The sequence below is a fragment of the Vibrio sp. R11-SG3-ISO9 genome (assembly GCF_059834255.1).
Genome location: NZ_JCBDGU010000003.1, coordinates 1 through 24447 on the forward strand (window position 1 = coordinate 1; position 24447 = coordinate 24447).

Annotated in this window: 21 protein-coding genes and 1 rRNA gene; 5 read left to right on the forward strand and 17 right to left on the reverse strand. The window is 45.9% G+C overall.

Annotated features, from left to right (window positions below; genetic code table 11):
- The 8 genes from AC6R05_RS00625 to dusA all read right to left on the reverse strand — a co-directional run.
- Window positions 1–1203: ribosomal RNA gene (locus AC6R05_RS00625) — 16S ribosomal RNA — on the reverse strand; the annotation flags it as partial.
- Window positions 1204–1844: 641 nt separating this feature from the next.
- Window positions 1845–2621, reverse strand: coding sequence for a phosphoadenylyl-sulfate reductase (locus AC6R05_RS00630; protein WP_150872900.1), 777 nt, complete (start codon window positions 2619–2621; stop codon window positions 1845–1847).
- On the reverse strand, window positions 2614–4341 hold the full coding sequence (gene cysI, locus AC6R05_RS00635) for an assimilatory sulfite reductase (NADPH) hemoprotein subunit (RefSeq protein WP_500646252.1): 1728 nt from the start codon (window positions 4339–4341) through the stop codon (window positions 2614–2616). The genes AC6R05_RS00630 and cysI overlap by 8 nt, the downstream gene beginning before the upstream one ends.
- Window positions 4341–6203: an assimilatory sulfite reductase (NADPH) flavoprotein subunit gene (locus AC6R05_RS00640; RefSeq protein ID WP_500646253.1), complete on the reverse strand. Its 1863-nt coding sequence runs from the start codon at window positions 6201–6203 to the stop codon at window positions 4341–4343. Before AC6R05_RS00640 ends, cysI begins: the two co-directional genes overlap by 1 nt.
- A 118-nt stretch (window positions 6204–6321) precedes the next feature.
- Entirely contained in the window at window positions 6322–6558 is a 237-nt protein-coding gene (locus AC6R05_RS00645) for a hypothetical protein (RefSeq protein WP_032549870.1), read from the reverse strand.
- 204 nt (window positions 6559–6762) lie between these two features.
- Window positions 6763–7428 (reverse strand): TIGR04219 family outer membrane beta-barrel protein, encoded by a 666-nt coding sequence (locus AC6R05_RS00650; RefSeq protein ID WP_500646254.1) that lies wholly within the window; start codon window positions 7426–7428, stop codon window positions 6763–6765.
- 151 nt (window positions 7429–7579) lie between these two features.
- Window positions 7580–7801 (reverse strand): envelope stress response protein PspG, encoded by a 222-nt coding sequence (pspG, locus tag AC6R05_RS00655; protein WP_500646266.1) that lies wholly within the window; start codon window positions 7799–7801, stop codon window positions 7580–7582.
- Between the two features lie 205 nt (window positions 7802–8006).
- Window positions 8007–8987, reverse strand: a complete 981-nt coding sequence (dusA, locus tag AC6R05_RS00660) for a tRNA dihydrouridine(20/20a) synthase DusA (RefSeq protein WP_150872902.1) — start codon at window positions 8985–8987, stop codon at window positions 8007–8009.
- 314 nt (window positions 8988–9301) lie between these two features.
- Here dusA and zur point away from each other — a divergent pair, with 314 nt between their 5' ends.
- Window positions 9302–9760, forward strand: coding sequence for a zinc uptake transcriptional repressor Zur (gene zur, locus AC6R05_RS00665; RefSeq protein ID WP_032549889.1), 459 nt, complete (start codon window positions 9302–9304; stop codon window positions 9758–9760).
- Window positions 9761–9777: 17 nt separating this feature from the next.
- Complete coding sequence (locus AC6R05_RS00670) at window positions 9778–10239, forward strand: chemotaxis protein CheX (RefSeq protein ID WP_032549890.1); 462 nt, start codon at window positions 9778–9780, stop codon at window positions 10237–10239.
- Window positions 10240–10400: 161 nt separating this feature from the next.
- Here AC6R05_RS00670 and pgi read toward each other — a convergent pair whose 3' ends face one another.
- The gene (pgi, locus tag AC6R05_RS00675; protein ID WP_032549892.1) at window positions 10401–12053 is read right to left on the reverse strand and encodes a glucose-6-phosphate isomerase; all 1653 of its coding nucleotides are present in this window, start codon (window positions 12051–12053) and stop codon (window positions 10401–10403) included.
- A gap of 325 nt (window positions 12054–12378) precedes the next feature.
- Here pgi and AC6R05_RS00680 point away from each other — a divergent pair, with 325 nt between their 5' ends.
- Entirely contained in the window at window positions 12379–12798 is a 420-nt protein-coding gene (locus tag AC6R05_RS00680; RefSeq protein ID WP_150872903.1) for a secondary thiamine-phosphate synthase enzyme YjbQ, read from the forward strand.
- 126 nt (window positions 12799–12924) lie between these two features.
- On the opposite strand, the gene AC6R05_RS00685 is transcribed toward AC6R05_RS00680, so the two are convergent.
- From AC6R05_RS00685 to AC6R05_RS00695, 3 genes are read right to left on the reverse strand one after another with little or no spacing between them, the layout of a single operon-like run.
- Window positions 12925–14142, reverse strand: a complete 1218-nt coding sequence (locus tag AC6R05_RS00685; protein WP_500646255.1) for a BamA/TamA family outer membrane protein — start codon at window positions 14140–14142, stop codon at window positions 12925–12927.
- The gene (gene alr / locus AC6R05_RS00690; protein ID WP_500646256.1) at window positions 14139–15227 is read right to left on the reverse strand and encodes an alanine racemase; all 1089 of its coding nucleotides are present in this window, start codon (window positions 15225–15227) and stop codon (window positions 14139–14141) included. The genes AC6R05_RS00685 and alr overlap by 4 nt, the downstream gene beginning before the upstream one ends.
- A gap of 6 nt (window positions 15228–15233) precedes the next feature.
- Window positions 15234–16625: a replicative DNA helicase gene (locus tag AC6R05_RS00695; RefSeq protein WP_084181823.1), complete on the reverse strand. Its 1392-nt coding sequence runs from the start codon at window positions 16623–16625 to the stop codon at window positions 15234–15236.
- Between the two features lie 175 nt (window positions 16626–16800).
- On the opposite strand from AC6R05_RS00695, the gene AC6R05_RS00700 reads away from it, so the two are divergent.
- On the forward strand, window positions 16801–17673 hold the full coding sequence (locus tag AC6R05_RS00700; RefSeq protein ID WP_500646257.1) for a DUF481 domain-containing protein: 873 nt from the start codon (window positions 16801–16803) through the stop codon (window positions 17671–17673).
- A 184-nt stretch (window positions 17674–17857) separates the two neighbouring features.
- Here AC6R05_RS00700 and rplI read toward each other — a convergent pair whose 3' ends face one another.
- From rplI to rnr, 5 genes are all read right to left on the reverse strand, one after another.
- Entirely contained in the window at window positions 17858–18310 is a 453-nt protein-coding gene (gene rplI / locus AC6R05_RS00705; protein ID WP_032549897.1) for a 50S ribosomal protein L9, read from the reverse strand.
- 38 nt (window positions 18311–18348) lie between these two features.
- Complete coding sequence (gene rpsR, locus AC6R05_RS00710) at window positions 18349–18576, reverse strand: 30S ribosomal protein S18 (protein ID WP_000090472.1); 228 nt, start codon at window positions 18574–18576, stop codon at window positions 18349–18351.
- A gap of 112 nt (window positions 18577–18688) precedes the next feature.
- A complete protein-coding gene (rpsF, locus tag AC6R05_RS00715; RefSeq protein ID WP_032549898.1) occupies window positions 18689–19078 on the reverse strand; it encodes a 30S ribosomal protein S6 in 390 nt (129 codons plus the stop codon).
- Window positions 19079–19346: 268 nt separating this feature from the next.
- A complete protein-coding gene (gene rlmB / locus AC6R05_RS00720; RefSeq protein ID WP_032549899.1) occupies window positions 19347–20087 on the reverse strand; it encodes a 23S rRNA (guanosine(2251)-2'-O)-methyltransferase RlmB in 741 nt (246 codons plus the stop codon).
- 100 nt (window positions 20088–20187) lie between these two features.
- Entirely contained in the window at window positions 20188–22695 is a 2508-nt protein-coding gene (gene rnr, locus AC6R05_RS00725) for a ribonuclease R (protein WP_500646258.1), read from the reverse strand.
- Between the two features lie 249 nt (window positions 22696–22944).
- Between rnr and AC6R05_RS00730 the strand changes: the two genes are divergently transcribed.
- Window positions 22945–24354 (forward strand): amidohydrolase, encoded by a 1410-nt coding sequence (locus tag AC6R05_RS00730; protein WP_500646259.1) that lies wholly within the window; start codon window positions 22945–22947, stop codon window positions 24352–24354.
- Window positions 24355–24447 lie beyond the last annotated feature (93 nt).

Genomic DNA, 24447 nt, shown 5'->3' on the forward strand with positions numbered 1-24447 from the left:
GTCGTCCCCACCTTCCTCCGGTTTATCACCGGCAGTCTCCCTGGAGTTCCCGACATTACTCGCTGGCAAACAAGGATAAGGGTTGCGCTCGTTGCGGGACTTAACCCAACATTTCACAACACGAGCTGACGACAGCCATGCAGCACCTGTCTCAGAGTTCCCGAAGGCACCAATCCATCTCTGGAAAGTTCTCTGGATGTCAAGAGTAGGTAAGGTTCTTCGCGTTGCATCGAATTAAACCACATGCTCCACCGCTTGTGCGGGCCCCCGTCAATTCATTTGAGTTTTAATCTTGCGACCGTACTCCCCAGGCGGTCTACTTAACGCGTTAGCTCCGAAAGCCACGGCTCAAGGCCACAACCTCCAAGTAGACATCGTTTACGGCGTGGACTACCAGGGTATCTAATCCTGTTTGCTCCCCACGCTTTCGCATCTGAGTGTCAGTATCTGTCCAGGGGGCCGCCTTCGCCACTGGTATTCCTTCAGATCTCTACGCATTTCACCGCTACACCTGAAATTCTACCCCCCTCTACAGTACTCTAGTTTGCCAGTTTCAAATGCAGTTCCGAGGTTGAGCCCCGGGCTTTCACATCTGACTTAACAAACCACCTGCATGCGCTTTACGCCCAGTAATTCCGATTAACGCTCGCACCCTCCGTATTACCGCGGCTGCTGGCACGGAGTTAGCCGGTGCTTCTTCTGCAGCTAACGTCAAGAGATGCCGCTATTAACGACACCCCCTTCCTCACTGCTGAAAGTACTTTACAACCCGAAGGCCTTCTTCATACACGCGGCATGGCTGCATCAGGCTTGCGCCCATTGTGCAATATTCCCCACTGCTGCCTCCCGTAGGAGTCTGGACCGTGTCTCAGTTCCAGTGTGGCTGATCATCCTCTCAGACCAGCTAGGGATCGTCGCCTTGGTGAGCCATTACCTCACCAACTAGCTAATCCCACCTAGGCATATCTTGACGCGAGAGGCCCGAAGGTCCCCCTCTTTGGCCCGTAGGCATCATGCGGTATTAGCCATCGTTTCCAATGGTTATCCCCCACATCAAGGCAATTTCCTAGGCATTACTCACCCGTCCGCCGCTCGACGCCGTTATCGTTCCCCGAAGGTTCAGATAACTCGTTTCCGCTCGACTTGCATGTGTTAGGCCTGCCGCCAGCGTTCAATCTGAGCCATGATCAAACTCTTCAATTTAAGATTTTGTGACTCAATGAATACTGATTACATTCCCTATTCTTTCGAATAGTGACTGTGAATTGACTGTGCTCTAAATTGGTTTTCACTTTAAAAAGTGAAATCAAACAGCTCAAGGCTGTACCAATTCGAATTGGTCACTCAGTTCATTGAAATCAAGTTGAAACCGAAGTTTCATTTTTTGATATTCATCAACGAGTGCCCACACAGATTGATAGGTTTAAATTGTTAAAGAGCTTCTCTTCGTTGTGACTTACATCACTTCGGAAGAGGCGGCCATTCTAGCGACTTAATTCTCAGTGTCAAACACTTTTTGAAAATTAATTTCTACTTTCTAAAAGTAGAAGCGAAATATCGCTTTAAGCTAGTTGCCGAACTAACATTCTTCGCTGAAGCCTTGTGGCGTCTGCCGTGTCAGTGAGGCGGCATTATAGAGATGTTCCTCACATTGGCAAGCTTTAATTCAAGAAAATTGCAAAAATAACACTTAAGTGCAGAAATAACGTTCAAAGCCATATTTATGCAAGTTTAACCCCAATTGAACTACAAGCTACCCACAGAGTTATCCACAATTGGTGATTTTTATATTCTACAAACATAAAAAAAGCTGCTTAAAAGCAGCTTTTTCAATACAAGTCGGATTAAATACCGGAACCGTATTGCTCACCATCGTCTTCATGAAGACCACATTCGCGTTTCAAACCATTAAATCGCGTTTCTTCTTCGGTCATACCCGGCTCCCACTTCTTAGTAGTGTGAGTGTCACCAATGGATAGGTAGCCTTCTTCTCGTAGTGGGTGATAACTCAAACCATGCTCTTCTAAGTAATAGTGAACATCTTTATTACTCCAGTCGATGACAGGCAAGAACTTAAACACACCGTTTTGGATAGAGAGGATAGGAAGGTTAGCACGAGACTTAGATTGCTCTCTTCTCAAACCCGAGAACCAAACCCCTGCATCAAGCTCATCCAGTGCACGCCTCATTGGCTCGACTTTATTTAGCTTGTTGTACTTTTCTATCCCTTCTAAGCCTTGCTCCCATAACTTGCCGTATTGCGCTTCTTGCCAATTCGGGCTCTGTTTCGCTCTAAAGACTTGAAGATTTAATGTCAGTTGCTGACTTAACTCATCAATAAAGCGGTACGTTTCAGGGAAAAGGTACCCCGTATCCGTCAAGATCACTGGGATGTCCGGTTTCGCTTGGGTCACAAGGTGAAGCATTAACGCCGCTTGAATACCAAAACTAGATGAGACAACGTGATTGCCTTCTAGGTTCTCTAGTGCCCACTTTACTCGTTGTTGAGCGGTTAGCGTCTCTAACTCAGCATTGATTTCTGAAAGACGGAGGATTTGCTCCGTCTTGGTTAATGCAAGCAGATCTGCCAACTTCAATTTGGAAGTCACAGAATTATGCATGTAAATCCCTCTTAGAAATGATCACTTCTTCAATGATGCCAGCGCGAATAGTGAAATCACCGAACCCTTCGCCCTCTTCTCTTTCATTTGCCCAACGAGCCACCAGCTCATCGATCTCTTGAAGGATTTGTGCAGAGGTGATGTTCTCTTTATACATCTTAGGAATTCGTGTACCCGCTCGGTTACCACCTAAGTGCATGTTGTAACGCCCCGGAGCCTTACCCACTAGACCAAGCTCTGCTAGCATCGCTCGACCACAACCATTCGGACAACCTGTAATACGCAGGATAATGTTGTCATCTTCCGGTAAGCCGTGCTTCTTCAGAATGCCTTCTACATCAGTCACAAACTCAGGAAGGAAACGTTCTGCTTCAGCCATTGCTAACGGGCAAGTTGGGAATGCAACACATGCCATTGAGTTTTTACGCTGCTCGGTTACCGCATTGTCCATCAGACCATATTCACGAGCAAGCTTCTCGATCTTAGCTTTTTGACTCTTTGGCACACCTGCAACAATCAAGTTTTGGTTTGCTGTCATGCGGAAGTCGCCTTTGTGGATCTTAGCGATTTCAGCAACACCGGTTTTAAGAGGCTTACCTGGGAAATCCAGTAAACGACCGTTCTCAATGAATAGTGCTAAATGGAATTTACCATCGATACCTTCAGACCAACCGATGCGATCGCCTCGACCAGTAAACTCATAAGGGCGGCTATCAGAGAACTTCACGCCTGCACGTTTCTCAACTTCAGCTTTAAAGACATCAATGCCAACACGGTCTAGCGTGTACTTAGTCTTTGCGTTCTTACGGTTAGAACGGTTACCCCAATCACGTTGTGTTGTTACCACAGCAGCAGCCACATCTAATGTGTTTGCTAGTGGTACAAAACCAAAGTCATCAGCTTTACGAGCATAAGTCGACGTATCACCGTGAGTCATTGCTAGACCGCCACCAACAAGCACATTAAAGCCCACCAGCTTACCGTCTTCTGCAATTGCCACGAAGTTCAGGTCATTCGCGTGAACATCCACATCATTCTGTGGCGGGATCACTACCGTCGTTTTGAATTTACGAGGTAGATAGTTGCTACCTAGAATCGGCTCTTCATCAGTCGTTTCTAGTTTCTCGCCATCTAGCCAGATCTCAGCATAAGCACGCGTTTTTGGTAAAAGATGCTCACTGATCTTCTTCGCCCACTCATAAGCCTCTTGATGAAGCTCAGATTCTACTGGGTTAGTCGTACATAGCACGTTACGGTTTACGTCACCCGCTGTCGCGATCGAATCAATACCGATGCTGTTTAGCGTTTGGTGCATCAACTTGATATTTGGCTTCAAAACACCGTGAAACTGAAATGTTTGACGCGTAGTGAGTCGGATAGAACCATACGAAGTGCTCTCATCCGCGAATTTATCAATTGCTAGCCACTGCTTTGGTGTAATGATGCCACCAGGCATACGCGCACGAAGCATCACATTGTGCAGCGGTTCTAACTTTTGCTTTGCACGTTCGTTACGGATATCACGGTCATCTTGTTGATACATACCGTGAAAACGAATCAGCTGGAAGTTGTCTGCAGTAAAGCCACCTGTGATGCGATCTTGTAGATCGGCTTCAATGGTGCCACGCAGATGATTACTTTCACGCTTTAAACGTTCGTTGTCTGCTAATGGGCCAAGCACTTGGCCTAATACTTCTTGCTCTATTACTTGCTTGCTCATTAGTACACATCCCTTTGGTAACGTTTCGCTTTACGTAGATCGTTAATATATTCTTCAGCTTGCTCTCGGCTCTGCTTTCCTTGTTCTTGTGCGATTGTGATCAGCGCTTCGTTGACATCTTTTGCCATACGAGTCGCATCACCACATACGTATAGGTAAGCGCCCTCTTGTATCCACTGCCACACTTGCTCAGATTGCTCGATGAGACGGTCTTGAACGTACACCTTCTCTTGCTGGTCACGGCTAAATGCCACATCAAGCTTGGTTAGCGCGCCTGACTTCAAGTATTTCTGCCATTCAACTTGGTATAGGAAATCTTGAGTGAAGGTACGGTCGCCAAAGAACAACCAGCTATTACCTTCAGCATCATTGTTGTCACGCTCTTGAATGAAGCTACGGAATGGTGCGATACCTGTACCTGGGCCAATCATGATTATAGGCGTTGCATCATCTTGAGGAAGCTTGAAGTTATTGTTGTTCTCTACGAACACTTTCACTTCACCGCCCTCTTCTAAGCGCTGGGCTAAGAAGCTAGATGCGCCACCTTGACGAGACTCATCACCTTTTTGGTATTCCACTAAACCTACTGTTAGGTGAACTTCTTCATCAACTTCAGATTGGCTTGATGCAATTGAGTAAAGACGCGGCGTAAGCTTGCGTAGCAGACCAACCAATTCATCAGCAGACAGTTTTGTCTTCTTCTCTGCTAGAACATCAACAACCTGAGTGTTGCCTGCGTATTCACGGAGCTTGTCTTTGTCTTCCACCAGCTTTGCTAGCTTCTTACTGCCCGATAACTCTGCGAACTTAGTCACGAGCTGCGGGTTAGATGCCGTGATCTCGTATTTGCTGACTAGAGCACTATGAATAGAAAGACTCTCACCATCTACATCAACACTCTCTACGCCAGAAAGACCTACTTTCGCTAGAATTTGATTTGCTAGCTCTGAGCTGTTTTCAAACCACACGCCCAATGCGTCACCCGGTTGGTAAGTAATACCCGACTCATCCAGATCGATTTCGATATGACGAACGTCTTTACCTGAATCACGACCGGTGATCTTTTGACTGGTAAGCAGTGTTGCTGTGTATGGATTCTGTTTGGTGTAAAGGCTATGACCTGCCGCTTGTTGGCCAACAGGAAGTTGAACCACCTCAGCTTCAGTACCTGAAGAGAGAGCTTCTTTCACTTTCTCAAGTGCTGAAGCGCGCCACTCTTCTGCTGGTGCTTCGTAGTCCACATCTAGATCAACACGATCAATAAATGGCGTCGCACCAAGTTTAGATAGGAAGCTATCGAAATCTTTACCGGTTTGGCAGAAGAACTCATAACTTGAGTCACCAAGACCGATGACACCATATTGTAGGTTCGGTAGCTTAGGTGCTTTCTTCGACTGAAGGAATTCATGCAGTTCAATCGCGTTATCAGGAGCTTCACCCTCGCCGTTGGTTGAAGCAACGAAGATAACGTGTGTTTCTTTCGCTAAGTTCTTACCTTTGTAGTCACTCGCGTCGAACAGCTCAACCGCAATGCCTTGTGCTTTTGCTTCAGACTCTAGTGCTTCCGCGACACCCTTTGCGTTCCCCGTTTGAGAAGCAAAAATGATGCTTAGCTTACCTGCAGGTTTAGCCGTAACCACAGCTGCTGCTTGAGCAATAGGTGCTGCTGCCGCTGAAGGTTGGTTTTGGCTTACACCCCATAGGTAACCACTTACCCAAGCAAGCTGTTGCGGTGAAAGTTCTGAAACACTCTGTTGAAGATGACCTAATTGTTGATCATTTAATGGTGCAGCTAAGCCCGGTAGTTCGTTGCTACCTGCTTGTGCGTTATTCTGTGAAGACTCTTTCTTATTTAAAGACATGGTCACGACATCCCTAATCATTGCGTGACGATAGATTAACCACTCCTTTTAATAACAAGAAAGAATAGAAAAGTATGTTTTATAACTTTTTGGAAGTAAAAAGCCATTGTAGGCTCATCTACTGTTGCTGATTTTCGATGCGTACCTGTTGAAATCCGACGGCCATTGCGGACTTTGATGCGAGGTCTAGGTCAGCATAATGGCACTCTTCACCGTGTACATCGGTCAACAGTACAAAGCCGCCGCTCATGTGTCGAAACTCCACAACCCAAGCCCCTTCTTGGATTGAGGGCTCGATGATTGCTTCCACCAGCAGATTTTCTCGATATAGAGTGCGTAGTTCATTGAGTGTCATATCCCATCCTTTGCTGTGACTCTGCAATACTGTGTCTTTTAATAATAGACGTCGATTGGGGCAATGCATAAGAATCCCCAAAAGTGATGGGAGTACTAACTCATTCCAGATTGGTATATCCAAAACAAAAAACGCCACTGAGAGTCAGTGGCGTTTTCATATCATTTAATTCGGCTTATTGCCTGTAGTCGTACAATCGCGATATTAGAAGCGAACTTCTGCACCCGCAAACCAACCATCAACCATCACGAAGCTCTTACCTAGGTCAGAAGTAAAGAACTCATCAGAGTCTAGGTCGATAACGCGGTAGCCGCCACGTAGCGCAACTTGTGTGTCAGCTACAGGGATTCGGTACTGAACACCCGCCATTAGGTCCGTGCTCTTGATACCGCTGCTGTCACCAAACTCCATTGTTCCGATGATATCGAAGTTGGTATCAGGAACATTAATTTCAGCGTTACCGTAAAAGCTCCACGTCAGCTCATCGAAATCTGTTTGAGCACCGCCCGTTTTAGGCTCCTCGTAGTTTGAGTTTGAGTACTGAGTGAAAGTCACACCCGCATCAAAGTTCATTAACTTGTGCTCTAGCAGTGTGTAGTAGAAGGTGTAATCGTACTTATCAAAAGCCAATGCATCAGCATCAACTGACGTGTAACGAATACTTGCGTTCGGCAACATTGGGAACTTGTGCTCAAATGCAAAGTACAAAGACGGCGATTGTGAATCATCTTGTCTTACTTCATTAAGCTTTGTACTTCCCCACCACATATCGGCACCGACTTTCGCCGTGTAGAAAGGTTCTTCTTGAGCAGACGTTGTCGAACTTAAAGATAACATTCCCACTAAAGCAATTAATGGCATTTTATTCATTTGAGAGAGCTCCCGTTCCATTGCGTTGTACTAATTCTAAGTACATTCATAGACTAATGAGTAAAATTCTACCACACATATGCACAACGGATGCGATAAACATCCGTTGCGATCAAATTTGACGTTGCCATGACTTTCGAGCAGTAACCCATTAATAACGACGAGGATTAGAGCTGTTCACTACGTTCTTGAAGAACCAAATACCAATCGCGATGACAATCAACCAAGGTAATATTTTTAATACCGCTCCTACCATCCCCAGTACGACCATCACGACGAGTGCAAGTCCTGTTGCTGCTAATACCGTCATAAAGGTAATACCTGTAACCAATAGCGTCGCAACGAAGATAAGAACGAAGATAAGAACGAAGATTAATTCAAACATAATGGTCTCCTATGATGACCTGTTTCTCTTAATCTTACTTATTGCAGCTTCCATACCAACACGAAATAAAAATAAAAACCTTAAAAATCAGACAAATAAAAAGCCACACATTTTCATGTATGGCTTCAGATGTCTTTTAAATGGTTAAAATAACCAACGGTGGTAAATTTCGCCTAGGTGATAAACCTAGATATTACACATTCAATTCTTTAGGAATTTTCGCCAGTGCCGTTTGCATCACTTCGATGCCTGCACCTTTCTTATGCGCGTTCTCACTGATGTAACGACGCCACTGTCTTGCACCCGGCATGCTTTGGAACAGACCAAGCATATGACGAGAGATGTGACCTAGACTCGCACCTTTCATCAGTTCTTGCTCAATGTACGGGTACATCTCTTCAACAACCTGCGAACGTTTCTTGATTGGTGTGTCTAAGCCGAAGATCTGCTGATCCACTTCAGCCAGAATATATGGGCTATGGTAAGCCTCACGACCGATCATTACGCCATCTAAGTGCTGTAGATGTTCTTTGGTCTGCTCTAGAGTAGTAATGCCGCCATTCACCGCGATCACTAAGTCAGAGAAATCTTTCTTCACTTGGTAAGCACGTGTGTAGTCTAACGGTGGGATCTCACGGTTCTCTTTCGGGCTCAAGCCACTCAGCCAAGCTTTACGAGCGTGAATGGTAAATTGCTCACAGCCGCCTTTCTCTGAAACCGTTGAGATAAACTTAGTTAGGAACTCGTATGAATCCTGCTCATCGATACCGATACGCGTTTTTACTGTGATAGGAATATCGGTGACTTCTTTCATCGCTGATACACAATCCGCCACTAGCTCAGGCTCAGCCATTAGGCATGCACCAAAGCGACCGTTTTGAACACGATCAGATGGGCAACCTACGTTAAGGTTCACTTCATCGTAACCACGTTCAGCAGCTAACTTCGCACATTCCGCCAAATCAACTGGGTTTGAGCCACCTAACTGTAGCGCGACTGGGTGCTCTTGCTCGCTGTACTCTAAGAAGTCACCTTTACCATGCAGTATTGCGCCTGTCGTTACCATTTCCGTATACAGAAGAGTCTGCTGAGACAGCAGGCGGTGGAAGTAGCGACAGTGACGATCAGTCCAATCGAGCATTGGAGCAACAGAAAGTCTACATGAATGTGTCATGGTAAATACCCTAATTACGAGTCAAACGTACTTATTGGCGCAGCCAACAAAAGTGAAGTCGGCTATTGTAAAGGCTATACCTTGTTTGCGCTATATGATCTTTACCTCACACTTTTATATTTCAACCCATTCACAGAGCCTCTATTTTGACGTCAATAATCAGTTATATCTTGAGTCATGCGGTCATTTTGAGTTACCTTGTCTTATTCAAAGTCATAAGTCACAATACGCTCTGTACCTGACTTTTATTGAAATTAAGGACACCTCGCTGATTTTACTGTCAAAATAGTAAGTAGTTAGAGACGTCCCTTTGTATGGTGAAAAATTTGGACCAAACATTAATAGAGCAAGTTGAAGGGATATGCGCATCACGAGGCGTTCGTTTAACACCTCAAAGAAAGCGAGTGTTTGAGCTTATCTTAGCGAATAAAAAAGCCTCCAGTGCTTATGAGTTACTGGAACAGCTTAAGCAAAGTGAACCTCAGGCCAAACCACCTACTGTATATCGCGCTTTAGACTTTTTGTTGGAACAAGGTTTCATTCACCGAGTTGAGTCAACAAACAGCTTTATTTGCTGCTGCTCTTGTAATGCTCACAAACATTTCTCACAGCTGCTAATCTGTGATAAGTGTGGCAGCGTTATCGAATTGCAAGACGATGACCTGATATCTCAACTCGCTAACAATGCAGACAAGCACGGCTTTCGATTGACCAACCACGTCATCGAATCTCATGGCACTTGCCAAGCCTGCTCGACTGAGCTGAAAGATTAAGATTATAGAAGAACATTATGCGCGCTGAATTTGTAAACCCGTTTTTAGCCTCTCTCATGAATGTGCTGAAAACGATGGCTTCTCTAGAATTGAAGCCACAGAAACCTAGAGTTAAAAAAGATGAAATCGCTCGTGGTGATGTCTCTGGTTTAATCGGTATGGTTGGCCCACAGTCTCGTGGTTCAATGTCGATCACCTTTGATGAAGGCCTAGCGCTGGAAATCATGCAGAACATGCTGGGTGAGCGCCCTAACGGTCTAAACGAAGAAGTTACCGATATGGTTGGTGAGATCACTAACATGGTAACGGGCGGTGCAAAGCGTATCCTTGCTGAAAGTGGCTTCGACTTTGATATGGCAACGCCAATTGTTGTATCAGGCAAAGGACACACTATTCGTCACAAGTGTGAAGGTGCAATCATCATCATGCCATTCTCATCTCAATGGGGTAATGCCTTCATCGAGATCTGTTTCGAATAGCAGCATCGAACGTTCGACTTTAAAGAAAGCGAATAGAAAGAAAGGTTGGCACAGTGCCAGCCTTTTTTATTGCCTGCTATTTATCAAAGTACATGGCTTATTCTGGAAAAACAAAAACGCCAGCTCGAAGGCTGGCGTTTCTTTTTAGCGGATCAACTCAATTAAGCTTTAAGCGCTTTAAATGCGTTGATTAGACCGTTAGTTGAGCTATCGTGAGATGTCACTTCTGCGTCATCAGCAAGCTCAGGCAGGATTTGGTTCGCCAGTTGCTTACCAAGCTCTACACCCCATTGGTCGAAGCTGAAGATGTTCCAGATAACGCCTTGTACGAAGATCTTGTGCTCGTACATCGCGATTAGGTTACCCAGAGTGCGAGGCGTGATTTGCTTAACTAGGATAGAGTTTGTTGGGCGGTTACCTTCAAACACTTTAAATGGTACTAGTTCTGCTACTTCTTCAGCTGTTTTACCTGCTGCTAGGAATTCAGCTTCTACTGTCTCTTTTGTCTTACCGAATGCTAGTGCTTCAGTTTGAGCAAAGAAGTTAGACATTAGCTTCTGATGGTGATCAGATGCTGGGTTGTGGCTGATTGCTGGAGCAATGAAGTCAGAAGGGATCAGCTTAGTACCTTGGTGAATCAGCTGGTAGAAAGCGTGCTGGCCGTTTGTACCAGGCTCACCCCAGATGATTGGACCCGTTTGGTATTCCACTGGGTTACCGTCACGGTCAACAAACTTACCGTTAGATTCCATGTTACCTTGCTGGAAGTACGCAGCAAAACGGTGCATGTATTGGTCGTAAGGCAGAATTGCTTCAGATTCAGCGCCGTGGAAGTTGTTGTACCAAATACCGATTAGCGCAAGGATAACTGGAATATTGCTTTCAAACTCAGTTGAAGCAAAGTGGTTATCCATGTCGTGCGCACCTTCAAGAAGCTCAACGAAGTTGTCGAAACCTACAGACAGTGAAATCGATAGACCGATTGCAGACCATAGAGAGTAACGACCGCCAACCCAGTCCCAGAATTCGAACATGTTGTCTGTATCGATACCAAACTCAGCTACCGCAGTTGCGTTAGTAGATAGCGCAGCGAAGTGCTTAGCTACGTGCGCTTCATCACCCGCTTCTGCTAGGAACCAATCACGTGCAGAGTGTGCATTGGTCATTGTTTCTTGAGTTGTAAACGTCTTAGAAGCCACTAGGAATAGTGTTGTTTCTGGGTTTACTTTCTTCAGTGTTTCAACGATGTGAGTACCATCAACGTTAGACACGAAGTGCATGTTTAGGCGTGTTTTGTATGGTGTTAGGGCTTCAGTCACCATGTATGGACCTAGGTCCGAACCACCGATACCAATGTTTACAACATCAGTGATCTCTTTACCTGTGTAGCCTTTCCACTCACCTGATACGATACGGTGTGTGAAGAGTTCCATTTTTGCTAGAACAGCATTTACAGCAGGCATTACATCTTTACCATCAACCATCACTGGCTTATCGCTGCGATTACGCAGAGCAGTGTGAAGAACTGAACGACCTTCAGTTTGGTTGATTGCGTCACCTTTGAACATTGCTTCGATTGCAGATTTAACTTCTGTTTCGTTAGCAAGTGCGAATAGGTGCTGCATCGTTTCTGCATCGATAAGGTTCTTAGAGTAATCGACTAAGATGTCTGAACCGAAGCGAGTAGAGAACGCGTCAAAACGCTTTGCATCTTGAGCGAATAGCTCTTTTAGCTCCATATCTTGAGCAGATTCAAAGTGTGCAGTTAGAGATTTCCACGCTTGTGTTTGCGTTGGGTTGATATTTTTCAACATGGTAACTATCCCGATGTTACTTTAGGTTTTATTCTCAATATCACCAATGTGATAAGAGAACCCCCGATTAGGCAAAAGCTCTATGATTCGGTGACGACAAAGATTTCATCATCACTGAAAGATTCTTTGTAATTTTTTTTCACGGCGTATTATGCCGTATATAACCATCAGCGCCTTGAGATAAATCACGGTTCGTTTTTGTGAACCACTAACTGGCGCTGATTTCGGTTCTACACTGTAGAAGTGTGAACTAAACCCTGTAAATTCAAGTTCAAAAGATAGCGTTAAACCGCTTTTTTGCCAAATACATTATAGAGGATGCTATATGTGGTTTCAGAAGACTATTCACCTCAATGCACGAAAGCGTGGATTTCATCTCATTACTGATGAAATTGAACAACACATCAACGACATTAATTGTCCAACTGTTGGTTTATTACACTTATTTATCCAACATACTTCTGCGAGCTTAACCCTCAATGAAAACGCCGATCCTACCGTACGTGCGGATATGGAGTCGCACTTTAATCGCTATGTACCTGAGAGAGCGCCGTACTATCGACACACTTATGAGGGCGACGACGACATGCCAGCACACATTAAAGCATCGCTTCTGGGCAATAGTGTGACAATCCCCATTACCAATGGTCGATTAGCTTTAGGAACATGGCAGGGCATTTACTTAGGTGAACATCGTGATTTCGGCGGTAGCCGCACCGTGATACTGACAATCCAAGGTGAATAACGCAGAAAAACCTTAATTGAATCAATAAAAAAGAGTGGTGCGTTTCCACGACCACTCTATTCATAGAGCTTTAGGCCTACGGTAGGCCAAATACTTTTTAAGCTCAGTTGAGCGAGAACATTAGCTTTAGAAGGGCTGGTTTATCATAACCCTAAAGGTACCTTCATCACCGCCTCGGGCTAATTCTGCTCTCACCACAATGCCTTCTACCTGAAAGCGCACCGCGCCACCCAAACTCCATTTCATATCGGTATGCAGTGTTTTTATATCGTACTCATCAGCCACTCGCCCTACTTCGGCAAAAGCAACCCACTGCCACCACGGCAAGTCGTAGTAGTTAATCAGCGGAATGTCCTCCAGTGGCTGCCATTCAGGTAACACACGATACTCCGCGGAATAATGAACTGCAGAGCGACCATGGAATCTGCCACCGGTATAACCTCTTAATCTGTACAGACCACCAAGACGCGCTTGTTCTGTTTCAGGCGGGCGAGCACACTCCTGACCAGAGCAGTTATTCCACGTAGGTGTATCGGCGGTATAGAAATCAAAAGCCAGCACTTGTTGATCAAACCAATCTCCAAGTGGACCTAATGCGTAGTATTGGCTATTTTGAAATGTCCATTTAAACCAAGGGTCACTCTCAGACCAATCGTCAGCCCCTGTCGTCAGCTTTAACAAAGAGTGTGAACCTTTGGTTGGATTACGAGTGCTGTCTCGGTTATCCCAATCAAAGCTTAAATTAAAGCCTGTCGCTTTCTCGGTTTGGTTGAGATCTTTGAGCTCACGCGAGGTATAAAACGGCGTAAAGATAATCGAACTCACGCCAGACTCTAGCGGAGAGGCGAAGCTGACGTCTTTAATCGGTTGGAACGCACCCAAAAGACCATGCTCTGCGACATTCCCCCAAGGCAACAAATACTTAAACTCAGCTTGATAGTTTTGCTCATGACCGTCAGCGATGGTTTTATCCAGATCAGAAGAGTCATTGCTGCCCTGATCACCGAGATAATATGGATTGTCATTAAAACGAGCTTGGTACATCTGAGTACTAAACAGCAGGTTTTGCGACAACGCGTAGTTAAAAGCGGACAAGAACACGACGTAGCTGTCTTTATCGGAATAGAGCGCGGTACCAAACAACGCGGCTTGCGGCTGCCCAACCCCTTTTGCGACACCAGCAACCCCAAAGGTATTACCCATGGTTTCAGTACTGAAGTAGAAGGGAACAAACGCAGAGTCTTTGGGTTCTTTCTCTGGTTTATCGGAGGCTTGAGCGGGAGTAAAAACCAGCGAGGCCGCCAGCGTCACAGCACTGGCAAACCACCTTTTTTTACCACTCACGATTTCAGGTACTCCATCGCGACACGTGAAGTAAGTTTGGTGACCAATTCATAAGCGATAGTGCCAATGTGAGACGCGACCTCTTCTGAAGGTAGAGCTTTACCCCATAAGGTCGCTTCGTCACCCACTTGGTCGGTGGCATTTGGGCCAAGATCGACAGTCAGCATATCCATTGAGACACGACCTGCAATCGGCACCTTGCGACCATTGATGAATACCGGTGTGCCGTTAGGTGCGGTACGTGGGTAACCATCACCGTAACCAATAGCAATTACGCCCATTTTGGTATCGCGATCGCTGGTCCAGTTACCACCATAGCCAACGCTTTCGCCAGCTTTAAGGTCACGAACTGCAATCAGGTGTGAGGTTAGGGTCATCACAGGCAGAAAGCCTAGGTCTTGTGCCGTCTGTTCGACAAACGGAGAGACGCCATAAGAGATAATCCCAGGGCGAACCCAATCTAAGTGGCTCTCTGGCCATGCTAGCAAGCCTGCCGAGTTCGCCAAAGAGCGCTCGCCCTCGCAGCCTTCTGTTAGCGATAGAAACAACTCTGTTTGTTGCTGTGTGGTGCCTTTATCTAACTCATCTGCACAACCAAAGTGGCTCATATAACGCAGCGGTTTAGCGACATTAGGGCACTGATGAAGACGCTCCACAAAGTTTTGGTACTGCTCAGAGCGAACCCCTAAGCGGTGCATACCACTATCCACCTTCAACCAAACAACAACCGGAGCTTCAAGCTTGGTATTTTCTAGCGCACTTAACTGCTCTTCACAGTGGACCACGGTTTGAATGTTGTTGGTAACAAGGATCGGCAAATCACCTGAAGAGTAAAAACCTTCAAGCAATAGAATCGGTTGCACAATACCGCCCGCACGCAGTTGCAGCGCTTCTTCAATGCGAGCTACACCGAACGCATCGGAGTTTTTAGAGTGTTTAGCAATCTGCAGTAAGCCGTGACCGTAGCCATTGGCTTTAACCACCGACATTACTTTACATTGAGGCGCCTTCGACTTTATCTGACGAAGGTTATGCTCTAGTGCATTGAGATCAATGCTCGCGGTCGCCGCTTTCATGTACGTCATTAAGCGTTACTCATCATCAAATGCAGGACCTGCATAGTTATCAAATCGAGAGTGCTGACCTTGAAAGGTCAAACGAACCGAACCGATTGGGCCGTTACGCTGCTTACCGATAATAATTTCCGCGATACCTTTCAGTGAGCTGTCTGGGTTATAAACCTCATCACGGTAGATAAACATGATTAAGTCGGCATCTTGCTCAATCGAGCCCGATTCACGCAAGTCCGAGTTAACTGGGCGCTTATCAGCACGTTGCTCTAGGGAACGGTTAAGCTGAGACAGTGCTACAACAGGAACATTCAGCTCTTTCGCTAAAGCTTTCAGAGAGCGAGAGATCTCGGCAATTTCCAAGGTACGGTTATCAGAAAGAGACGGCACACGCATCAGTTGAAGGTAGTCGATCATGATCATTGAAAGACCATCGTGCTCACGAGCAATACGACGTGCACGTGAACGTACTTCGGTTGGCGTTAGGCCTGAGCTGTCATCGATGTACATGTTCTTCTTGTCCATGAGGATGCCCATGGTTGAAGAGATACGAGCCCAATCTTCGTCATCCAACTGACCAGTACGAATCTTGGTTTGGTCTACGCGAGAAAGAGACGCAAGCATACGCATCATCAGTTGTTCGCCCGGCATCTCTAATGAGAAAATAAGAACAGGTTTATCTTGCTTCATTGCCGCGTTTTCACACAAGTTCATCGCAAAGGTGGTTTTACCCATCGATGGACGCGCTGCGACAATGATTAAGTCTGAGCCTTGTAGGCCTGCGGTTTTCTTGTTGAGGTCGTTAAAGCCAGTATCGACGCCTGTCACACCATCTTGCGGCGTTTTATATAGAATCTCGATACGCTCTAGCGTCTTCTCTAGAATGCTGTCTACGTTTTGCGGGCCTTCGTTTTCGCTCGCACGACCTTCTGCAATCGCGAATACTTTACTCTCGGCAAGATCAAGCAGGTCTTCTGAGGTACGGCCTTGTGGGTCGTAACCTGAATCGGCGATCTCATTCGCGACACCAATCAGGCTACGTACTAGAGCACGCTGAGCGACGATATCCGCATACGCGTTAATGTTTGCCGCACTTGGGGTGTTTTTCGCAAGGTCTGCAAGGTAAGCGAAGCCGCCCACCTCTTCAAGTTGCTCACGCAGTTCTAAGTGTTCTGAGAGTGTAATAAGATCCAGAGGGGCACTTTCTTCTAGAATGTCTTTCACCGCTTCGAAAATCAGACGGTGTGGACGGCTATAAAAGTCCTTCGCTACGACCTTCTCAGCAACCGTATCCCAGCGTTCGTTGTCCAGCAACAGGCCGCCAATCACGGATTGCTCAGCTTCTAATGAATGGGGCGGGACTTTAATCGCGTCCACCTGATCGTTGGCTGATTTCTGATTTCTGGTATCCACTATGACTACACTCAAATAACTAATAATGATCGCTCATTATACCCAAGAACATTCATTTGTAATGCTATGGAATGGGTTTGTTTTAGTCTTAAGTAAGAATTTACCTATTGCTGACTCAAATCACCAAGGGTAGCATTACGATCCTCCACCCATTCACTGTCCTAATGAGGTATGCGTGTCCAAATTATTTGCTCTTAGCCTTGGTCTACTGAGCACTCCATTAGCTTTGGCTAATGACACAGAATCCTCTGTTGATAAGCTTCTTGACTCAATAGAAGTGGCTGAGCCTTTAGAGCCAGCTGAAGAGTTACAATTAGAAGTAGCAACAGATGTTGTGGATATGGATATCGCGCCGAGTGACACAGACACTGAACCTGCAGATCCGCTCACGACCGAAGTCGAATTTGGATATCAGTCGCATACTGGTAATTCAGACTCTCGCTCGCTGAACGCACGCCTCAGTGCTGAATACACAGAAGGACGTCACCGTAGTACGGGTGAATGGAAGTATTACAACCTTTACAAAGATGGCGAAGAAGACAAGAGACAGTCGACTTACACCGCGCAGAGTGACTATAAGTTAAGTCCAAAAACCTACCTTTACGGAAGTTTTAAAGGGGTAGACTCTCGCTACAGTGCTTACTTTAAGGATTATACGATCTCGACGGGTTTAGGTTATCAGTTCTCAAATACTGAAACCTTCGTGTTAGAGTTCGAACTTGGTCCTGGTTTTCGTTACCAAGAACCCAACCTAGATGAAATCGATGATGACGATATTATCTTTCCAGAGATCGTCGAAGAGGGTATTTTCCGAGGCAATTTAAACTCGTCTTGGCAAGTACTGCCTAATCTGAGCTTCAATGCGGATATGACGTTGGTTTCGGGCAGAAGTAACTTAAGGCTCGATACTGATCTGGAGGTGGTGAATGACATCACCGAAAACATCGCACTCAAGATCGCACACTCACGTCAGTACCACGATAAAGTGCCAAATGGCTTAGATAAAGCAGACTCTGTGCTTTCTGTGAATCTGTTGTTCCAATTCTAAGCGTATTCTCAACAACCTCTAGGGTAAAAAGATCATCATAGGCTTTTTACCTATCGTAACTCTTACCCCCTCATACCTGTACAACAGACCTTGGCCGATCGCCTGAATTCCAGACATAAAAAAACACCAGCCGAAGCTGGTGTTTTAAAACTTTCAAAAGAAAGAATTCGTCTTTTAACTGAAATTACTCAGCAGCAACGATAGCGATGTTCGCTGTAGCAAATACTTCAGAGTGAAGTTGGATGCTTACTTCGAATTCACCGATGTTACGTAGAGCGCCTTCAGGTAGGCGTACTTCGCTCTTAGCAACTTCAACACCTGCAGCTGTGATAGCGTCAGCGATGTCGCGAGTACCGATAGAACCGAATAGTTTACCTTCGTCACCAGCTTTAGAAGCGATAACAACAGCTTCTAGAGCGTTAACTTTCTCTGCGCGAGCTTCTGCAGCAGCTAGTTGCTCAGCAACTTTAGCTTCTAGTTCAGCACGGCGAGTTTCGAACATAGCAACGTTGTCTTTAGTTGCCATAACTGCTTTACCTTGTGGGATAAGGAAGTTACGAGCGTAGCCAGATTTAACGTTTACTTGGTCGCCAAGGCCACCTAGGTTACCGATCTTATCAAGTAGAATAACTTGCATTATCTTAGTCCTCTTAAACTTTTATTAACTCTTACCAATTACTGATGCTTGTCAGTGTATGGTAGAAGTGCTAGGTAACGAGAACGCTTGATAGCGCGAGCTAGTTGACGCTGATACTTAGCGCTTGTACCAGTGATACGGCTAGGTACGATTTTACCAGCTTCAGTGATGTAGTTTTTTAGAGTTGCTACGTCTTTGTAGTCAATCTCTTGTACGCCTTCTGCAGTGAAACGGCAGAATTTACGACGACGGAAGAAACGAGCCATGGGCTATCTCCTGATCTTAAATTTAAAAAAGCGGTCTTCCATAAATACCGAGGTAGTTACGAAGAACCTAAAACAAGTTGAGAATTTTTTAAGGCTTTACGCCAAAAAAGAATTACTCAGCAGATGCTTCTGGCTTAGCTTCTGTACGCTCTTCGCGACGAGGAGCACGCTCTGCACGCTCTTCTTTTTGCTTAAGCATAATAGATTGCTCAGTCACAGCGCCTTTAGTGCGCATGATCATGTTACGTAGAACTGCATCGTTGAAACGGAAAGCAGTTTCTAGCTCGTCGATCACTTCTTGACCAGCTTCAACGTTCATTAGAACGTAGTGAGCTTTGTGAAGCTTGTTGATTGGGTAAGCCATTTGACGGCGGCCCCAGTCTTCTAGACGGTGGATAGTACCGCCAGCTTCAGTGATAGAACCAGTGTAACGCTCGATCATGCCAGCAACTTGCTCGCTTTGATCAGGGTGCACCATGAATACGATTTCGTAATGACGCATTGGTTGCTCCTTACGGATTATTAGCTTCCACAGTTGGCTCAGTCATCCAGAGGAAGCAAGGAACTAAAGATAATTGACTGAGTTTTAAGGACGGCAAATATTATAGAAAGAACCCCTTATTGGCAAGTGGTATTTGGCGAATAATGAAACAGTTTTTCTTTCGCCATCTAGCCATCCGTGATTCTCTCAAGATCTACCTTAATTCGATGAAAACAAACGCCCACCAGCATGTGGTGGGCGTTAGAAACAAATCAATTTAATGAGTGATTTACTGCGCTAAACGCTGACGTACCGCTTCAAACAGACAAATACCAGAAGCCACTGAAACATTGAGGCTTGATACGCTACCTGCCATAGGGATCTTAATTAGATCGTCACAGGTTTCACGCGTTAGGCGACGCATACCGTCACCCTCTGCACCCATCACAACTGCTAGTGGGCCCGTCAGTTTTGCTTGGTAGATATCGTGGGTCGCTTCGCCTGCTGTACCCACAAACCACACGCCTTTCTCTTGTAACGCACGCATAGTACGCGCCAAGTTAGTCACGCGAACTAGAGGAACCGTTTCTGCAGCGCCACAAGCCACTTTGCTTACTGTGGCAGTTAACGGCGAAGAGCGGTCTTTCGGTACGATTACAGCCGCAACACCTGCCGCGTCTGCGTTACGTAGACATGCGCCTAAGTTATGCGGGTCTGTCACACCATCAAGAACCAGCAGTAGAGGCTGTTCATGCTGAGCAAGTATGTCATCAAGGTCATTCTCATTCAGCTGCTTAGCTGGTTTCACCTTAGCGATGATACCTTGGTGATTAGCGCCTTGAGCTTTGTCATCCAGCACTTTACGACCCATTTGTTGGATAGACACCCCAAACTGCTGCAGTTGGTTTAACAGCGGTAATAGACGCTCATCTTGACGGCCTTTTAATACATAAGCCTCGATAAAACGTGCTGGGTCTTTTTCTAGTACAGCTTTCACTGCGTGAATTCCGTAGATAAATTCGTTACTCATTGTCTACCTGTTCGGTTTGTTACGTTAAGGAGAGCAAACTGCGCCTCTCCTTAATTCACTATTCAATATCGAGTAGGCAGTACTTATGCCTACTCCTGTGTTAAGCCTTTGGCGCTTTTGGCTTACGCTTTGCCGTGCGCTTCTTTTTCGCTTTCGGCTTATCGGTACTCGCCGGTTTACGCTTCGGCTTTCTCTTGCTGCTTGTCCCTTCTTCACTGCTACCATCAGGGCGCTTGGTAGGCTCAACTAATGGTTTAGCACTGCTTCCTGGGCGGCGGCTTTTTACCGCTGCGCGTTTTTTGCTTTTCGCCTTTTTCGCAGCATCCGCTGCACGTTTCTTCGCGGTTTTACCTTTACCACGAGGCTTGCGGTCAGTATCGACAATATCAAAGTCAATCTGGCGGCTATCTAGGTTTACCGCAGAGACCTTAACCTTCACTGAATCGCCAAGGCGGTAGATATTACCAGAACTCTCACCAATTAATCTCTGTCCAATTGGGTCAAATTGGTAGTAATCGTTGGCTAATGACGTCACATGCACTAAGCCATCGATATGCAGCTCTGTTAAGCGAACAAAGAAGCCAAAACCAGTCACGTTAGCAATCACACCTGGCATCTCTTCGCCAACGTGGTCCTGCATGTATTCACACTTTAGCCAATCCGACACTTCACGCGTGGCATCATCGGCACGACGCTCGGTTGTCGAACACTGCTCACCGTAGAAGTCCATATCATCAAATGAGTAGTGGTAACCACCAGTTGGCGTCCAACGGTCAGTGTTGCGGCCTTCACCTTTGGCAATCAGGTACTTGATCGCACGGTGTAGCAGTAAGTCTGGGTAGCGACGAATAGGCGAAGTAAAGTGCGCGTAGCGCTTCAGTGCCAAGCCAAAGTGGCCACAGTTATCAGCGTTGTATACCGCTTGCTTCATAGAGCGCAGCAGCATGGTTTGAATCAGTTCGCGGTCTTCACGCTCGTTAATCTGACGAATCAGTTGCGCGTAATCGGTTGGCGATGGCTGCAGACCACCTTCCAAACTGAGACCTAACTCACCCAAGAAATCTTTAAAGCCAGCTAGGCGCTCTTCTCCTGGAGTCTCGTGGATTCGGTATAGAGCTGGCTCTTTGGCTTTTTCTACTAATGAAGCAGAAGCGATGTTCGCCAGAATCATACACTCTTCGATGATCTTGTGAGCATCGTTGCGAATAACAGGTTCAATGCGATCAATCTTACGATCAGCATTAAAGATAAATTTGGTTTCTACTGTTTCAAACTCAATAGCGCCACGCTCATCGCGAGTCTGCTTAAGCACTTTGTACATCTTATGCAGCTCTTCAAGGTGCGGTACTTCTTTCTCGTAACGCTGACGAAGCTCTTCATCACCATCGAGAATCGCGCCTACCTTGTTGTAAGTCAGACGCGCATGCGAATTCATCACCGCTTCATAGTGCTTGTAACCTGATAGCTTGCCGTTCTCTGAGATGGTCATTTCACACACCATACACAGACGATCAACTTGCGGGTTTAGGGAACACAAACCATTCGATAGCACTTCTGGCAGCATCGGAACAACCTGAGATGGGAAGTAAACTGAGTTACCACGGTTAATCGCCTCTTTATCTAGGGCTGTATCTGGACGCACGTAGTAACTAACGTCAGCAATCGCTACCCATAAGCGCCAGCCACCACCTTTCTTCGCTTCACAGTAAACCGCATCGTCGAAGTCACGTGCATCTTCACCGTCAATCGTCACCAAAGGCACCTCACGTAAATCTACACGGCCTTCTTTCGCTTCTTCAGGTACATGTTCGCCTAGGTTTTCAATCTGTTTCTCAACCGCTTGCGGCCATTCATGAGGGATTTGGTGAGTGTGGATAGCAATCTTGGTCTCCATCCCCGGAGCCATATTCTCACCCAAAACTTCCGTAACTTTACCCATCATATTGCGTGAACGACCACCGCGATCCGTAATTTCGATCACCACAACGTTACCCATACGAGCACCGCCTTTATGCTCGGTTGGGATCAGAATGTCGTGACTGATTCGGGAATCATCAGGAACTACATAAGAGTGACCATACTCAAGGAAGAAGCGGCCAATTAACGGTGCTGTGCGCTCTTCAAGTACGCGCACTAAACGGCCTTCACGACGACCGCGTTTACTGTTGTCGGTTGGTTGTGCCAAGACATAGTCACCGTGCATCAGTGTCTTCATCTGATGATGTGGCAGTAGAATATCGTCATCTTTGCCTTTGCTGCCATCAGGGCGCACCCAACCGTGACCATCTTTATGCCCAATCACATACCCTTTAATCAGCTCCAGTTTCTCTGGTAGTGCGTAGCATTGGCGACGCGTAAAGATCAATTGGCCATCACGCTCCATCGCACGCAGACGACGGCGCAAACCTTCATATTGGTCTTCGCCTGATAAACCTAATGCCTCGAACAGATCGTTGCGGTTCATTGGAATATTCGCGTCCGTCAGAAACGAAAGAATAAACTCGCGACTTGGAACTGGATTCTCATAGTTTTGCGACTCTCGGTCTGCAAAAGGATCAGCATTAGCTGTGGTTGTCGTATTTTCTGACATCGGTATCTTTTTGGTCATAGGCGGGCCTGCTTAAGCAAGGAAGGGATATACATCTATTATATCCGATGCAACAGGTAAGCTACAGATATGCTTTAGAAAACCGACAAATTAGCTGAGATTGATACAAATCTTCATGATGTGAAATATCCGATCGTAATTCCGTTCAACCATCAAATTTTTACGCAAACGATAAAACAAACGTTTGCGACACCAATTAAATCGACTATGATTCAGCAAAATTTACCAAATCCTGTTCTGAGTATTGATATGAATTTAAAACGCACCTTAATTGCATCAGCAATGACTAGCTTATCTCTGTTTTCTTTGACAAGTAACGCAATGGAAAAAGCGGATCTGATGATCACAGATGCCATGGTTCTGACCATGAACCAAGACAAAACCGTCTATGAGAGCGGTACGGTAGTAGTTAAAGACAACAAAATCATTGCTGTGGGCGACGCTTCATTGGAGAAGCAATACCAAGCAGAGCAAGTTCTTGATGTCGACGGCGACATCGTAATGCCAGGTCTTATCAATACTCACACCCACGTTTCAATGACTGTGTTCCGCTCATTGGCTGACGATGTGCCTGACCGTCTACACCGCTATATCTTCCCATTGGAGAAGAAGCTGGTTTCGCGAGATATGGTTCGCATTGGCGCCAACCTAGGTAACGTTGAAATGGTTAAAGGTGGCGTAACCACTTATGCGGATATGTACTACTTCGAAGATGAGGTAGCCAAAACCGTCGATAAGATTGGTATGCGTGCTGTATTGGGTGAGACCGTGATTAAATTCCCTGTCGCTGATGCGGCCAATGCTGAAGAAGGAATTAAGTACGCACTGAACTTTATCGAAGAGTACAAAGACCACCCGCGTATCACGCCCGCATTCGCACCACACGCACCTTACACCAACACCACAGAGATCCTACAAAAAGTAGCGAAGCTATCTCTGGAACTGGATGTTCCTGTGATGATCCACCTTGCAGAGTCTCATCGTGAAGAAGAAAAGATCGCCGAGCGCTCTGATGGCCTATCGCCTGTTCAGTACATGCATAGCATTGGCGCGCTCAACAAAAACCTAGTTGGCGCACACATGATCCTAGTTGATGACGAAGACATTAAACTAGTAAAAGAGTCTGACATGGGCGTTGCACACAATATGAGCGCTAACATCAAGTCAGCGAAAGGTGTCTCTCCTGCTCTGCAGATGTACGATGAAGATGTTCGTATTGGCCTAGGTACCGATGGTCCAATGTCGGGTAACACCTTGAGCACTATCGATGAATTCAACCAAGTTGCCAAAGTTCATAAACTAGTTAACAAAGATCGTGCAGCTATGCCGCCGATCAAAGTGATCGACATGGCGACGATGGGTGCAGCAAAAGCGCTACACATGGAAGATAAGATCGGATCATTAGAGATCGGTAAATTGGCGGACATCATTGTGATCGATACCAAAGCGCCAAACATGGTACCGGTTTACAACCCATACTCTGCACTGGTGTACTCAGCAAACTCAGGTAACGTTCGCCACTCAATCGTCGATGGTAAACTGCTGATGAAAGACCGCAACATGCTCACTGTTGATGAAGATAAGATTCGTCAAGAAGCACTGGATTTCACCAAAGTAGTGCGAGAAACCGTTGTAGAGTCAGGTGAAGTGGTTCAATAATCTCACCACTCAATAGCATGACTATCTAAATGCAAAAAGCCCTGCACTAATCTAATTAGGCAGGGCTTTTCAGCTTTCAGTATCCCGTAATAA